The 426-nt window shown below is 61.7% G+C and carries 1 protein-coding gene; it reads right to left on the minus strand.

Annotation, left to right across the window (positions count from 1 at the left end):
• Nucleotides 1-116: 116 nt before the first annotated feature.
• Nucleotides 117-426, minus strand: a 310-nt coding sequence (locus tag EOC83_RS32620; RefSeq protein WP_164762441.1) for a universal stress protein, incomplete at its 5' end; no start/stop codon positions are given.

The raw sequence follows: 426 nt of genomic DNA on the forward strand, positions 1-426 counted from the left end.
CTGATCGACCAGGTGTCCGGACGAGAAGCGAGCGAGTAGTCGCCCCATCAGATCTTGCGAGAAATGGAATGGGCCGGCGCAATCTGCGCCGGCCCTTTTTTGCTGCCGTTGGATCGCTATCGCGCCATCAAGACCGGCAGCGATTGACCCGCAAGCATCGACTTGGTGACGCCGCCGAAAATCCGCTCGCGCAACCGGGAATGACCATAGGCGCCCATCACCATCAGCTCGGCGCTGCTGTCCACCGCGTGCCGGCGAAGAACATCAGCGACAGAATGGTTCGCACTCGGCAGGCGGTCGACTGTTACCTTCACGCCATGCCGGGCGAGGTAGGCTGCGGCATCAGCTCCGGGTTCCTGACCGTGGTGATATTCGTCCTCCACCGGATCGACCATGACGAGGCGCACTTCATCTGCGCCTGTTAAC

This window comes from Mesorhizobium sp. Primo-A, from assembly GCF_003997175.1.
Taxonomy (GTDB): domain Bacteria; phylum Pseudomonadota; class Alphaproteobacteria; order Rhizobiales; family Rhizobiaceae; genus Mesorhizobium; species Mesorhizobium ciceri.